The following is a 13,879-nucleotide window of genomic DNA, read 5'->3' as shown; positions in this document are numbered from 1 at the left end:
GTGACACAGTCGATCGACCACCGTCCGTCACCGCCGCCGGCCGACGCGCCCCCGGTGCAGGGGCGCGGCGCCGCCGCGGGCGCGCTGGCCGTGGCCTTCGTGCGCGGGGGGATCGCCGCGGGGCTCGGGCTCGGCTCCCTCGCCGTCCTGGTCATGGTGATGTGGATCAGCTCCCCGTACCCGGACAGCGGACCCGCCGGTGCCCTGCACGTGGCCGCCGGTCTGTGGCTGCTGGCCCACGGCGTGGAACTGGTGCGGCCGGACACGCTCTCGGAGGTCCCGGCGCCGGTCGGTGTGGTGCCGCTGCTGCTCGTCGCCCTGCCCGTGTGGCTGGCGCACCGCACCGCGCGGGACGTCCTGGACCGACGCGACGGGGCGCGCACGCCGTCCGCCTCCGGCGCGGTGGCGGCCGTGACCTGCGGCTATCTCGCCGCCGCGGCGGGCGCCGCCGCATACGCCGCGGGTGGTCCGCTCCCCGCCGTCCCGCTCAGCGCGGCGCTGCACATCCCGCCGCTGACCGTCCTCGCGGCGATCAGCGGCGTGTGGTCGGCCCGCCGCTGGCCCCCGGGCCACGTGCGCGGGTGGCTGCCGACGTGGCTGGGGCGGGCCGTGGGCAGCAGGACCGGGGTCGCCGCGCGCGCCTCGGCGGCCGCGCTGGCGACCCTGCTCGGCGGGGGAGCGCTGCTGGTGGCGGCCTCGCTGCTGTGGCACGCGCGCGAGGCACAGGAGTCGTTCCTGCACCTGTCGGACGTCTGGTCGGGCCGGATCGCGGTCGTCCTGCTGTGCATCGCGCTGGTGCCCAACGCGGCGGTGTGGGGCGCGTCCTACGGCCTCGGCCCCGGCTTCGCGCTCGGCGCCGGGGCGACGGCCACGCCCCTCGCGGTGGTGGGCGCCTCCAAGACGACCGGGGTGGCGGATCTGCCCGATTTCCCGCTGCTCGCCGCCGTCCCGGCGGACGGGCCGGGGACCTGGCTGCACTGGTCGGCCGGGGCGGTGCCCGTCGCGGCGGCGGTCGCGATCGCATGGTTCACGGGCCGGGTGACGGGGTGGCGGTTGCGGGACTCCGCGCTGGCGTCGCTGCTGGCGGCGGTCCTCTGCGCGCTGGGAGCGGCGGCTCTCGCGGCGGCCGCGGGCGGGCCGCTCGGGACGGGGCGGCTGGCGGCGTTCGGCCCGGTGTGGTGGCGTACGGGTGTGGCGACCCTCGTGTGGACGGTCGTGTGCGGCGTACCGGGGGCCCTGGTCGTGCGGGCCTGGCGCGGGCGGCGGGAGAAGACCTCCGGCGGTGGGCCGGAGCCCGGCGAGGGGAGTGCCGCCGTGGTCGCCGCGCCGTTCGGGAGACCGGCGGTCACCGTCGGCCCGCGCGCGCCCTACGACGCGGACGCCCCGTCGTGCGACGACACGCCCTACGACGACATGCCCTACGACGACGCGCTCTATGACGACACGCCCTACGAGCCGTACGACTTCCTGCCCGCGGCGTGGGAGGAGCCGGCCGCCCGGGAAGCCCGCTGGGCGGCCCTCAAGGAGGCCTCGGGCGGGCTGATGGCGCAGTTCCCGCCGGCCGCCCCGCGGACCGTCGTGCCGCAGTCGCCCCCACCGCCGCAGCCGCCCCGACCTCAGGCCCCCGCGGAGCCGGGTGCCGGGCCCGGACCTCAGGCCCCCTCGAATCCGGGGGCCGAGCCGGAGCCTCCGGGCCCCTCGGAGCCGGTCGCCCGGGCCGCACCGAGGCCGGTGGCCGGGCCCGCGCCGCGGCCGGGGGCAGCGGACGCGACAGCGGCGGCCGGTCCGGAAACGGAACCGGGTCCAAGCTCACTGAGCCCGGACCCGGAACGGCCGGACCCTCGGCCGGGCCCGGAGGTGTGATCTACTCCTGCACCCCGAAGACGTCCCGCAGCGGGGTCGGCAGCAGCTCGTTGCAGGACAGCTGGCCCGTCTTGGTCAGGGCGTCGTCCACGCACGCGTAGTAGTCGCGGTAGACGAGCTGGACCGTGAACGTCGCCGCCACGATCAGCAGCGCCAGCCCCGCCGTGACCAGTCCGCTCACCGCGGCCGTCGTCTGCGGCCGGCCCGAGCCGGGGGCCGGGGCTGCGGCCGGCGGGGTCACGGCACCGGCGGCCGTGGCCGGCTGCGGCCGGCGCGACCGGTTCCGCAGCGAGCTGATGCCCCAGTACAGCGCCAGCGAGCCCAGCAGCAGGGCGATCTCCGGAAAGTCGAAGATCGCGAAGAAGAACGCCCACATGCCCGAGAGCAGGGCGTAGCGTGCGCGGCGCTGGGCCGGGTCGGTCGGGTCCCAGCGCAGACCGGGCCCCTCGGGCCCGCCGGGGCCGCCGCCCGGGCCGCCCTGGCCCGGTCCGCCGCCCTGCTGATCCCCGCCCGGGCGCCCTCCGAAGCCGCCGGAGGAGCGGCCGGGCTGGTGCGGGCTCCACTGGCTGCCCCAGGCGGGCCGGTCGCGGTCCGGCGAGTCCGGGGACCCGGAACCGGAGCCGGACGAGCCGTCGTCGCCGTCGCCGCCCTCGGGCCGGCGGGGCCGCCAGGGCTGGTCGGGCCTGCCCTCCGGCGGCGGCGCGAACGGGTTGTTCTCGTCCGTGGACTGGCGTTCCCGCGGCAGGAGGTGGATGGCCGTGCGGCGGCGTCGGTCCGGCATGTGGTGAACGTCTTCCCCTCAGACCCACCTCTACAGGGGTCTTCTGTCGTCGTGACCGTCCGTTCGGGGACGGCTCTGTCCCCAGACGCTACCCCCCGGCCCCGCCCCCGTCCCGTGGGGGCGGCTCGGTGTGCCGGTATCGTTGCTGACGGTCTGGTCCTTCGTAGGGTTCCCCGTATCGAGGGGCGCGATTCTTTCGTAGGACCACACAAACAAGCCGTACGCAGCCGTAAGGCATGCACGCAACGCGAAAAGAGTCCCCCGTGGCTGCCGCCCGCCTCGTCGTCCTGGTCTCCGGGTCAGGCACGAACCTCCAGGCCCTGCTCGACGCGATCGCCGCCGATCCGGACGGATACGGGGCCGAGATCGTCGCCGTGGGCGCCGACCGTGACAACATCGCCGGCCTCGAGCGCGCCGAGCGTGCCGGGCTGCCGACCTTCGTGTGCAGGGTCAAGGACCACGCCACGCGCGACCAGTGGGACCGGGCGCTCACCGAGGCGACCGCGGCGTACGAGCCGGACCTGGTCGTGTCGGCCGGGTTCATGAAGATCCTCGGCAAGGAGTTCCTGGCCCGGTTCGGCGGGCGGATCGTCAACACGCACCCCGCCCTGCTGCCCAGTTTTCCCGGTGCCCACGGAGTGCGCGACGCGCTCGCGCACGGCGTGAAGGTCACCGGATGCACCGTCCACTTCGTCGACGACGGCGTCGACACCGGCCCGATCATCGCCCAGGGCGTGGTCGAGGTGGTGGAAGAGGACACAGTGGAGGGTGAAGCCGCCCTCCACGAGCGCATCAAGGAAGTCGAGCGCTCGCTGCTCGTCGAGGTCGTGGGGCGTCTCGCCCGGCACGGCTACCGCATTGAGGGACGAAAGGTTCATGTCGGTGAATAAGCCCATCCGTCGCGCGTTGATCAGTGTCTACGACAAGACGGGGCTGGAGGAGCTCGCCCGCGGGCTGCACGAGGCCGGCGTCGAGCTGGTGTCCACCGGCTCCACCGCCGCGAAGATCGCCGCGACCGGTGTCCCGGTCACCAAGGTCGAGGAACTCACCGGTTTCCCCGAGTGCCTGGACGGCCGGGTCAAGACCCTGCACCCCCGCGTGCACGCCGGAATCCTCGCCGACCTGCGCCTGGACGCCCACCGTGAGCAGCTCGCCGAGCTGGGTGTCGAGCCGTTCGAGCTGGTCGTCGTGAACCTCTACCCGTTCCGGGAGACCGTCGCCTCCGGGGCCACCCCCGACGAGTGCGTCGAGCAGATCGACATCGGCGGCCCCTCCATGGTCCGCGCCGCCGCCAAGAACCACCCCTCCGTGGCGGTCGTCACCTCCCCGGCGCGGTACGGGGACGTCCTCGACGCGGTGAAGGCCGGCGGGTTCGACCTGACCGCCCGCAAGCGCCTGGCCGCCGAGGCGTTCCAGCACACCGCCGCGTACGACGTCGCCGTCGCGTCCTGGTTCGCGTCCGGGTACGCCCCGGCCGACGAGTCGTCGTTCCCCGACTTCATCGGTGCCACCTACGCGCGCTCCAGCGTCCTGCGGTACGGCGAGAACCCGCACCAGGGCGCCGCGCTCTACCTCACCGAGGAGGGCGGCGGCCTCGCCCAGGCCGAGCAGCTGCACGGCAAGGAGATGTCGTACAACAACTACACGGACACCGACGCCGCGCGCCGGGCCGCGTACGACCACGACGAGCCCTGTGTCGCGATCATCAAGCACGCCAACCCGTGCGGCATCGCGATCGGCGCCGATGTCGCCGAGGCGCACCGCAAGGCACACGCCTGCGACCCGCTGTCCGCGTTCGGCGGTGTGATCGCGGTCAACCGTCCGGTCTCCGTCGCCATGGCCGAGCAGGTCGCCGAGATCTTCACCGAGGTCATCGTCGCGCCGGACTACGAGGACGGCGCCGTCGAGGTGCTGGCCCGCAAGAAGAACATCCGCGTGCTGCGGGCCCCCGGCGCCCCCTCGGCCCCGGTCGAGGTCAAGCCCATCGACGGCGGCGCGCTGCTCCAGGTCACCGACCGGCTCCAGGCCGACGGCGACGACCCGGCGAACTGGACCCTCGCGACCGGCGAGGTGCTGTCCGCCGCCGAGCTGGCCGAGCTTTCGTTCGCCTGGAAGGCGTGCCGGGCGGTCAAGTCGAACGCGATCCTGCTCGCCAAGGACGGCGCGAGCGTCGGCGTCGGCATGGGCCAGGTCAACCGCGTCGACTCCGCGAAGCTCGCCGTCGAGCGGGCGGGCGAGGAGCGCGCCCGCGGCGCGTACGCCGCGTCCGACGCCTTCTTCCCGTTCCCCGACGGGCTGGAGATCCTCACCGCGGCGGGCGTCAAGGCCGTGGTGCAGCCGGGCGGTTCGGTCCGCGACGAGCAGGTCGTCGAGGCCGCGGAGAAGGCCGGCGTGACGATGTACTTCACGGGCACGCGCCACTTCTTCCACTGAGCCCGGTCCGGGCCCGGCGGCCGCGTCCGGCCGGGCCCGCTCCGGACCGCTCGGGCCCCGGCAGCGGAAGAGCCCCGCATCCCGCCTTCGGAGGCGGGGTGCGGGGCTCTTCGCTCACACCGGGCGAGGCCCGGCGGTGGTGTTCAGTGCCGCGGGCGCTGGAACCACTCGGCGCCGTCCTTCTTCGCCACGAAGACGATGATGAGGATGAGCAGCACGATGTGGACGATGCTCAGCGGGAAGAACGGGTAGAGGCTCAGCACCAGACCCAGCGCGGCGTAGACGATGATGCCGACGCGGGCACCGCTGCCGCCCTTGCCGCACTGCAGCGCCAGCACGACGGAGGCCACCAGGTAGACCAGGGCCACACCGATCAGGGCGTAGATGACGCCGCTGGAGAAGTCGGCGAAGGCGTCGAAGCCCTCGCTGCTCTGCAGGTTCGGGTCGTCCTTCAGCTTGTTCACCGCGGCCGCGCCGAGGCCCAGCAGCACGATGCCCACGACCTGGAGACCGGCGATGACCCACATCATGACCTGGGCGGCCTTCACGCCACCCGGCATCGTGGCCGGGGCGGCCGGGTAGCCGCCGTACGGCTGCTGCACCGGCGGCGCCTGCGGGTAGCCGTAGCCCGGCTGCTGACCCTGCTGCTGCGGGTAGCCGTAGCCGGGCTGCTGGCCCTGCGGCTGCTGGCCGTAGGGGTTGTTCGGGTCGCCGAAGCTCATGGCTGGTCTTCCTCCGTTGATAGTGCGGGGACGGCGCGGCCCGCGCGGAGGAACTGCACATGTTCTTAGCGGTTTGCCCCCCGGCACTGCCCGCGGCTGTGCGCGCCTCATCGTGGTATTGACATCGACTTTTTGTCCAGTCGGACAACGAATGTGTTGTGCAAGTGCAACCTTCGTCACGGGGGCGCGGAGGGCGAATTGGAACAGGGGAGGGGTCATCCGCGAGGATGGGTCCATGAGCGCCCAGATTCTCGATGGCAAGGCCACCGCGGCCGCGATCAAATCCGATCTGACCGCCCGTGTGGCGGTCCTGAAGGCGAAGGGAATCACCCCGGGCCTCGGCACGATCCTGGTGGGTGAGGACCCCGGCAGCCAGAAGTACGTCGCGGGCAAGCACCGCGACTGCGCGGAGGTGGGCATCGCCTCCATCCAGCGCGAACTCCCCGCGACCGCCACGCAGGAGGACATCGAGGCGGTCGTGCGCGAGCTCAACGACGACCCGGCCTGCACCGGCTACATCGTGCAGCTGCCGCTCCCCAAGGGCATCGACGAGAACCGCGTCCTGGAGCTGATGGACCCGGCCAAGGACGCCGACGGTCTGCACCCGATGAACCTGGGCCGCCTCGTCCTGAACGAGCCGGCCCCGCTGCCCTGCACCCCCAACGGCATCATCACGCTGCTGCGCGCGCACGGCGTCGAGATCAACGGCGCCGAGGTCGTGGTCGTCGGCCGCGGCACCACCATCGGCCGCCCGATGCCGCTGCTGCTCACCCGCAAGTCCGAGAACGCCACGGTCACCCAGTGCCACACCGGTACGCGCGACCTCGCCGCCCATCTGCGGCGCGCCGACATCGTCGTCGCCGCGGCGGGTGTGCCGCACCTGATCAAGCCGGAGGACATCAAGCCGGGCGCGGCCGTCCTGGACGTCGGCGTCAGCCGCGACGAGAGCGGCAAGATCGTCGGCGATGTGCACCCGGGTGTCAACGAGGTCGCCGGCTGGCGCGCCCCCAACCCGGGCGGCGTCGGCCCCATGACCCGCGCGCAGCTGCTGGTCAACGTCGTCGAAGCGGCGGAGCGCGCCGCGAACGCCGCCGCGAGCTGAGCCGGAGAGGGCGACCCCATGGGCGTACGGGCCAACGACGACCCCGCCACCACGGACCCGGCCGACGGGCCGGGCGCCCCCGACCCGGGGGCCGCCGACGCGCGGCCGCCGGGCCGCGCCCGCGCGGGTCGCCCGGCGCCGGATGCCTCCGGCCCGGTCACCGAGCCGCCGGCCGAGGACGCCGAGCCCGCCCCGGTCGCCGGGGCGTCCGCGGCCGAGGCGGACAGCAGCCCGGCCGAGGGCGGGGGCGAGGACTCCGAGGACGCGAGCCGTTCGGCCGCGCGCGCGGGCCGGGCGCCCGCCGGTACCGGCGCCCCGGGCGGCGGCACCGGCACGAGCACCGCCGCGACCGCCGGTACGACCACAGCCGCGACCACCGGTACCGGTCCGGCCGGACGGCCGGCCGACCGGGGCGCCGCCGACGAGGACGGGGGAGCAGGCACCCGCCAGGGCGGACCGTCCCGGCGGCCGCCCAGCGTGACGCACGGGACCGCGCGACCCGAGGGCGGCGGCCGGGCCGCTCCCGGTGACGCTCCGGCGCCGGCCCGCCAGTGGCCGCTGCTGACCGTCCTCGGGCTGGCCGCCCTGGGGCTGCTCATCGTCGGGTTCGACCTGTTCCCGCAGGCCCACCGGATCGGCACCCTGCTCGTCGGCGTCGCCCTCCTCACGGGAGCCGCCCTGCGGCGGGCCCTGCCCTCCGTCGGCATGCTCGCCGTACGGTCCCGGTTCACCGACCTGGCGACGTACGGGGTGCTCGGCGGATCCATCGTGCTGCTCGCGCTGATGACCCAGCCCAATCCGTGGCTGGAGATCCCGTTCCTGGAGAAGGCCGTCCGCTTCACCGTGCGCTAGCGCGTGTTTCGAAAGTGGCGTCGTCCGCCCGGAGGGCCGGGGCCCCGGCCGGACGGGACTTTCACGCCCTAGTACTGCAACGGTCCGTTGCAGTCCTAGGACGCCTCCGCTCCGCGGCCCCCGGGGCACCGGACGGCCCTGCCGGACCGTTAGACCGGGCGCACGCGCGGTCATACATGGGGGCATGGCCAAGATCAAGGCAGCCACCCCGCTCGTCGAGCTGGACGGCGACGAGATGACCCGCATCATCTGGCAGTTCGTCAGGGACCAGCTGGTCCTGCCGTACCTGGATGTCGAGCTGCACCACTTCGACCTGGGCATCCAGCACCGTGACGCCACGAGCGACCAGGTGACGGTCGACGCCGCCCACGCCGTCCGCCGGTACGGCGTGGGCGTCAAGTGCGCCACGATCACGCCGGACGAGGCGCGGGTCGAGGAGTTCGGCCTGAAGGCGATGCACCGCTCGCCGAACAGCACGATCCGCGACATCCTCGGCGGCGCCGTCTTCCGCGAGCCGATCGTCATGCGGAACCTGCCGCGGCCGGTACCGGGCTGGACGAGGCCCATCGTGGTCGCCAGGCACGCCTTCGGCGACCAGTACCGGGCCACCGACCTCAAGGTCCCGGGCCCCGGCACCCTCACCCTCACGTTCACGCCGCAGGACGGCTCGGACCCGGTCGAGCTGGAGGTGCACGAGTTCCGGGGCGCCGGTGTCGCCCTGGCGATGTACAACCTGGACGAGTCGATCCGCGACTTCGCGCGGGCCTCGTTCCGCTACGGCCTCGGGCGCGGCTACCCGGTCTACCTGTCGACGATGAACACGGTCCTGAGGAAGTACGACGGACGCTTCAAGGAGCTGTTCCAGGAGGTCTTCGACCTCGAGTTCCGCGAGGACTTCGAGGAGGCGGGCATCGGCTACCAGCACCGTCTCGTCGACGACATGGCCGCCTCCGCCCTGAAGTGGGAGGGCGGCTACGTCTGGGCCTGCAAGAACTACGACGGCGACGTCCAGTCGGACGCGGTCGCGCAGGGCTTCGGGTCGCCGGGCCTGATGACGTCGGTCCTGATGTCCGCCGACGGCAGGACGGTCCTGGCCGAGGCCGCCCACGGCACGGTCACCCGCCACTACCGCCGGCACCAGCAGTCCCGGTCGACCTCGACCAACCCGATCGCCACGGTCCACGCCTGGAGCCGGGCGCTGGCTCACCGGGGGACGCTGGACGACACGCCCGATGTCGTGCGGTTCGCCCGGATCCTGGAGCAGGTCTGCGCCGAGACGGTGGAGGGCGGCCAGCTGACGAAGGACCTCGCCGTGCTGGTCTCCAAGGACCACCCCTGGCTGACCACCGAGCAGTTCCTCGACGTGCTGGACATCGCCCTGCAGAAGAAGATGGCGTCCTTCTGAGGCAGTTGCGGCGCGTCCGGCGGCGGCCCGCGCCCGGTCCGCACGTCCGGGCACGGGCCGCCGCTCGTGGTGGGCGGCGACCGTCCCCTCCCCCGAGGAAGGACGGGCGCCGCCGACCTGCCTGACGAGCGTCATGCACGCGCCAACCCGGATCAAGGTATGTCCGGCCCCTGTGGCACGGAAGTGACCATTCCGGCATGGTGTGATCGGTGGGCAACGGATGCGAAACTGGGTCCGCAGACAGGACAGGGGCGCGTAAGGGGGCACGCCCATGTTCCGTATGCGCCCGTGCGCCCCCGCCCGCGGAACTGTCATCCTGGGTTCGCGCATCCCTCCGGTTGAGACCCGAGGGCGGTTGGGGTGTCCGGCGGACACCCTTCAGGGGGCACGCAGCGCGGGGGGCACATCAGGCACGTACGGGGGGAATAGGGGGACGCAATGCCTCGCTGGAAGGCGCTACCGGAAGAACTCGATCCGCAGGTCAAGGAGTTCGCGAGTCAACTGCGCCGGTTGGTCGACCGCAGCGGTCTCAGCATCGCCGCGGTCTCGGACCGCACCGGATACAGCAAGACGTCGTGGGAGCGCTATCTGAACGGGCGGCTGCTCGCCCCCAAGGGCGCGATCGTGGCACTCGCCGAGGTGACCGGTACCAACCCGGTGCACCTCACCACCATGTGGGAGCTCGCCGAGCGAGCCTGGAGCCGCGCCGAGATGCGCCACGACATGACCATGGAGGCGATCCGGATCTCCCAGGCGCGCGCGGCGCTCGGGGAGTTCGGCGGCACCGCCGGTCCGCCGGCCGCCGCGGCGGCGGCCGGCGCCGGGGCCCGTACGGCCGCCCCGGCCGGTCCGGGCGCCGACCGCCCTTCCGTCATACCTCCCGACGGCGGTCCCAACGGGCCCGCCCCGCGCGGCCCCGGCGCCGCGGCGGGCGGAGCGGGCACCCGGCCCGCGACCCCGCCCGGCTACGGCCCCCCGCCCGCCGCGGGCGGCGGCAGGCGCAAGATCACGATGTTCCTCGCGGGCGTCGTCGGGGCGCTCCTCGTGGTCGCCGCGGCCGTGCTGCTCACCGACCTCGGTGGCGGCGGGGACGGCGGCGGCAAGACGGTGGCGCAGTCCCCGGCGGCCTCCCCCAGCGCCAGTTCCCCCAAGCCGCTGCCGGCCGGGGTGAAGTGCACGGGCAAGGACTGCACCGGCCAGGACCCGGAGACCATGGGCTGCGGCGGCGAGTACGCGGCGACCGTCTCCTCCGCGACCGTCGGCACCACCAAGGTCGAGGTGCGCTACAGCGAGACCTGCGGTGCCGCCTGGGCGCGCATCACCCAGGCCACGGCCGGCGACACGGTCACCATCACCTCGGAGGGCGCCACCCAGAAGGGGGCGGTGAAGATCGACAAGGACGCCTACACCCCGATGGTCGCGGCGGCCGACGGCACCGCTCCGAAGGCGTGCGCCACCCTGAAGAGCGGCCAGAAGGGCTGCACAGGGGAGCAGTGAGCCGTGACACAAGGGGGCAGCGGTTGACGGGGGCCCGGGTCGGATAGCCTGACCGCTGGATATCTCTTCACATCGAGACACCGATCGATCAACGGAGATGTCCAGCATCAGGGGCAGGGACCCCCACCGCCAGCTGTCTTACGGAGATCGCCATGACCCGCACTCCCGTGAATGTCACCGTGACCGGCGCGGCCGGCCAGATCGGTTACGCGCTGCTCTTCCGCATCGCCTCCGGCCACCTGCTCGGCGCGGACGTGCCGGTCAAGCTCCGCCTCCTGGAGATCCCGCAGGGCCTCAAGGCCGCCGAGGGCACCGCCATGGAGCTCGACGACTGCGCCTTCCCGCTGCTGCGCGGCATCGAGATCACCGACGACCCGAACGTCGCCTTCGATGGCGCCAACGTGGCTCTGCTGGTCGGCGCCCGCCCGCGTACCAAGGGCATGGAGCGCGGTGATCTGCTCGAGGCCAACGGCGGCATCTTCAAGCCGCAGGGCAAGGCCATCAACGACAACGCCGCGGACGACATCAAGGTGCTCGTCGTGGGCAACCCGGCGAACACCAACGCGCTCATCGCGCAGGCCGCCGCGCCGGACGTACCGGCCGAGCGCTTCACCGCGATGACCCGCCTGGACCACAACCGCGCGATCTCGCAGCTGGCCGCGAAGACCGGTGCCGCCGTCTCCGACATCAAGCGCCTGACGATCTGGGGCAACCACTCGGCGACCCAGTACCCGGACATCTTCCACGCGGAGATCGCCGGCAAGAACGCCGCCGAGGTCGTGAACGACCAGCAGTGGCTGGCCGACGAGTTCATCCCGACCGTCGCCAAGCGCGGCGCCGCCATCATCGAGGCCCGTGGCGCCTCCTCGGCCGCCTCGGCCGCCAACGCCGCCATCGACCACGTCCACACCTGGGTCAACGGCACCGCCGAGGGCGACTGGACGTCCATGGGCATCCCGTCGGACGGCTCCTACGGCGTCCCGGAGGGCCTGATCTCCTCCTTCCCCGTCACCTGCCAGGACGGCAAGTACGAGATCGTCCAGGGCCTGGACATCAACGAGTTCTCCCGCACCCGCATCGACGCCTCGGTCGCCGAGCTCGCCGAGGAGCGCGACGCGGTCCGCGGTCTGGGTCTCATCTGAGCCATCCCGCTCGCCGGCGCGTACGAGCCGGTACTCACCGCCCCCGGTAGCCCTCGCGCTGCCGGGGGCGCGGTGTTCCGGTGGCGGCCGGGGCGCCCGCGTACGGCCGCCTCAGGCGCAGGAACGGCAGCTCGATCGCGTGGTACGTCAGGAACGACACCGCGACCGTCAGCGGCAGCGCCACGCACACGGTGACGAGCAGGGCGCCCCACAACGGCGGCAGGGCGCCCGCAAGCCGTCCCTCGTACGCCTCGCAGATCACCGTCAGCACCATGAAGTGCGTCAGGTACACCGAGAAGCTGACCTCCCCGAGCCGGGCGAGTCCGCGCGACAGCGCGCCCGTGGCGGGTCCGTTGGCCACGTACGCCGCGACCACCAGCGCCCACACGGCCCCCTCGGCGGCGCACCACAGCAGCTTCCAAGGGCTGTTGGAGACGAAGCCGTGGACCTGGTTGAACGCCCAGAGCGCGCCGAGTGCCACCGCCAGCGCGGCCGGTGTCAGCCAGCGTGACCGCAGCCGGTCGCGGTGGTGCAGGAAGACCCAGCCGGCCAGCATGCCGAGCAGGAACTGGTCGATCCGGCCGGCCAGCCCCAGATAGAGGGCGGCCGTGGGCGGTTCGTTCGCCGGGCTGCTCAGCCACACCAGCGCCCGCAGCAGTGAGACGGCGGCCAGCAGCCGCAGCAGGGCGCCCGGCCCCCGCTCCGTGAGCAGCCGGTTGAGCAGCGGGAAGAGCAGGTAGAACTGCAGCTCGACGCCGAGGGTCCAGAAGACGCCGCCGTAGGGCAGCCCGGGTGTGCCGAGGGTGAGGATGCGCAGCAGGTCCTGGAAGTCCGGCAGGGTGACGTGGGTGGCCGTGCCGAGGACGGCGACGGTCAGGTAGAGCGGGTAGATCCGCAGCAGCCGGTTGGCCATGAAGCGGCCGTAGCGCACCGGCCCGCCCCCGGCGCCCACCGTGAAGATGAACCCCGACAGGACCATGAAGAGGGCGACGGCGGTGTGCCCCTCGAAGACGAGCGTGGCGGCCGGATTGCTGGAGTAGAGCCAGTCCTTCGCGGGTGTGAACGTCCGGCCCTCCCCGCGCGCGCCGATCAGCTGGCAGCCGTGGTAGAGCACCACCAGCACAGCGGCGAGGGCCCGCAGATGGTCGACGGGGGCGAGATAGACGCGGTCGTCGCTGCTGCGCATGCACCGCACCCTAGGCCGGGGCGGCTCCGCCCTCCGGGCAATGAATCACGACAGTCATCCATACGGATCATTGCGAAAGTGCGATCGGATGTAGTACTTCTTATACATGAGCGAGCAGGTGCACAACAGGCTGGCGGTGGTCCGGGCTGAGCGGAAAGTGTCGCGTCAGGCGCTGGCCGAAGCCCTCGGGGTCCACTACCAGACCATCGGCTACATCGAGCGCGGGCAGTACAACCCCAGCCTCGACCTGGCGTTGAAGATGGCCGCCTTCTTCGGGCTTCCGGTGGAGGCGCTGTTCTCGCTGGAACCGTTCCAGCCGCTCTCCGACGAGGTCTACGGGAGGAAGAAGTGAAGACCGCGACCGTCACGCGCCACGACCGGCGCATGTACGCGATCATGAACCGGCGCGAGGGTGCGTCGCTGTACGCCACGGCGCCGCGCAGGTGGCTGGTGGTGGGAGCGCACATGGCGCTGACCCTCATGGGTATGGCCGACTGGCTGTACATGGTCGTGGGTGGGGGGCCGACGTGGAGCCTCTGGCTGCTGCTGGGGCTGCTCCTGCCCTGGTGCGTCGTCACCGGTGTCATCAACGGCGCCACCCGCGGTCTGCTGGAGCTGCGCGGCCGGATGCTGGACGAGCGTCAGCTCGCCGAGCGCGACCGGGTGCGAGCCCTGGCCCACCGGATCACCACAGGGGTGTTCCTCGTCGCCGCCGCCACGGTCGGGCTGGTGACCTGGGTCACCGACGTCCGGTACGAAGGCCTGGCCTTCGCCGTGCTGTTCGGCGCGCTGGTCGTGCACTGGGTGATGCCTCTGTGGGTCGCCGGCCTGCGCGTACAGGATGAATCGCCCGAACGCGACGAGGAGTGAGGAAAGACACTTTCGAACAAGCGTTG

Annotated in this window: 13 protein-coding genes; 10 read left to right on the top strand and 3 right to left on the bottom strand. The window is 72.9% G+C overall.

Features of this window, described 5'->3' with window-relative positions:
- The gene (locus ACY34K_RS03410; protein WP_462743324.1) at window positions 1-1,863 is read left to right on the top strand and encodes a cell division protein PerM; all 1,863 of its coding nucleotides are present in this window, start codon (window positions 1-3) and stop codon (window positions 1,861-1,863) included.
- Window position 1,864: 1 nt separating this feature from the next.
- Here the strand turns inward: ACY34K_RS03410 and ACY34K_RS03405 are convergent, their stop codons facing one another.
- The gene (locus tag ACY34K_RS03405; RefSeq protein WP_462743321.1) at window positions 1,865-2,644 is read right to left on the bottom strand and encodes a hypothetical protein; all 780 of its coding nucleotides are present in this window, start codon (window positions 2,642-2,644) and stop codon (window positions 1,865-1,867) included.
- Between the two features lie 263 nt (window positions 2,645-2,907).
- On the opposite strand from ACY34K_RS03405, the gene purN reads away from it, so the two are divergent.
- The gene (gene purN, locus ACY34K_RS03400) at window positions 2,908-3,534 is read left to right on the top strand and encodes a phosphoribosylglycinamide formyltransferase (protein WP_462743319.1); all 627 of its coding nucleotides are present in this window, start codon (window positions 2,908-2,910) and stop codon (window positions 3,532-3,534) included.
- Window positions 3,521-5,077 (top strand): bifunctional phosphoribosylaminoimidazolecarboxamide formyltransferase/IMP cyclohydrolase, encoded by a 1,557-nt coding sequence (purH, locus tag ACY34K_RS03395; protein WP_462743316.1) that lies wholly within the window; start codon window positions 3,521-3,523, stop codon window positions 5,075-5,077. The genes purN and purH overlap by 14 nt, the downstream gene beginning before the upstream one ends.
- 143 nt (window positions 5,078-5,220) lie before the next feature.
- On the opposite strand, the gene ACY34K_RS03390 is transcribed toward purH, so the two are convergent.
- A complete protein-coding gene (locus ACY34K_RS03390; RefSeq protein WP_462743313.1) occupies window positions 5,221-5,799 on the bottom strand; it encodes a hypothetical protein in 579 nt (192 codons plus the stop codon).
- A 235-nt stretch (window positions 5,800-6,034) separates the two neighbouring features.
- Here ACY34K_RS03390 and ACY34K_RS03385 point away from each other — a divergent pair, with 235 nt between their 5' ends.
- The 5 genes from ACY34K_RS03385 to ACY34K_RS03365 all read left to right on the top strand — a co-directional run bounded on the left by ACY34K_RS03385 (window position 6,035) and on the right by ACY34K_RS03365 (window position 11,797).
- A complete protein-coding gene (locus ACY34K_RS03385) occupies window positions 6,035-6,901 on the top strand; it encodes a bifunctional methylenetetrahydrofolate dehydrogenase/methenyltetrahydrofolate cyclohydrolase (RefSeq protein ID WP_462743310.1) in 867 nt (288 codons plus the stop codon).
- Window positions 6,902-6,919: 18 nt separating this feature from the next.
- Window positions 6,920-7,753 (top strand): DUF3017 domain-containing protein, encoded by an 834-nt coding sequence (locus ACY34K_RS03380; RefSeq protein WP_462743307.1) that lies wholly within the window; start codon window positions 6,920-6,922, stop codon window positions 7,751-7,753.
- 184 nt (window positions 7,754-7,937) lie between these two features.
- On the top strand, window positions 7,938-9,158 hold the full coding sequence (locus ACY34K_RS03375; protein ID WP_462743304.1) for an NADP-dependent isocitrate dehydrogenase: 1,221 nt from the start codon (window positions 7,938-7,940) through the stop codon (window positions 9,156-9,158).
- Window positions 9,159-9,596: 438 nt separating this feature from the next.
- Window positions 9,597-10,655 (top strand): XRE family transcriptional regulator, encoded by a 1,059-nt coding sequence (locus tag ACY34K_RS03370; RefSeq protein WP_462743301.1) that lies wholly within the window; start codon window positions 9,597-9,599, stop codon window positions 10,653-10,655.
- A 152-nt stretch (window positions 10,656-10,807) separates the two neighbouring features.
- Complete coding sequence (locus ACY34K_RS03365) at window positions 10,808-11,797, top strand: malate dehydrogenase (protein ID WP_462743298.1); 990 nt, start codon at window positions 10,808-10,810, stop codon at window positions 11,795-11,797.
- A 34-nt stretch (window positions 11,798-11,831) separates the two neighbouring features.
- Here the strand turns inward: ACY34K_RS03365 and ACY34K_RS03360 are convergent, their stop codons facing one another.
- Window positions 11,832-12,983: an acyltransferase family protein gene (locus ACY34K_RS03360; protein ID WP_462743295.1), complete on the bottom strand. Its 1,152-nt coding sequence runs from the start codon at window positions 12,981-12,983 to the stop codon at window positions 11,832-11,834.
- Between the two features lie 106 nt (window positions 12,984-13,089).
- Here ACY34K_RS03360 and ACY34K_RS03355 point away from each other — a divergent pair, with 106 nt between their 5' ends.
- Complete coding sequence (locus ACY34K_RS03355; protein ID WP_462743292.1) at window positions 13,090-13,335, top strand: helix-turn-helix transcriptional regulator; 246 nt, start codon at window positions 13,090-13,092, stop codon at window positions 13,333-13,335.
- Window positions 13,332-13,853 (top strand): hypothetical protein, encoded by a 522-nt coding sequence (locus ACY34K_RS03350; RefSeq protein WP_462743289.1) that lies wholly within the window; start codon window positions 13,332-13,334, stop codon window positions 13,851-13,853. Before ACY34K_RS03355 ends, ACY34K_RS03350 begins: the two co-directional genes overlap by 4 nt.
- Window positions 13,854-13,879: the final 26 nt, after the last annotated feature.

The organism is Streptomyces sp. STAM6, assembly GCF_054963715.1.
This window is presented reverse-complemented; position numbering and strand designations above follow the sequence as displayed.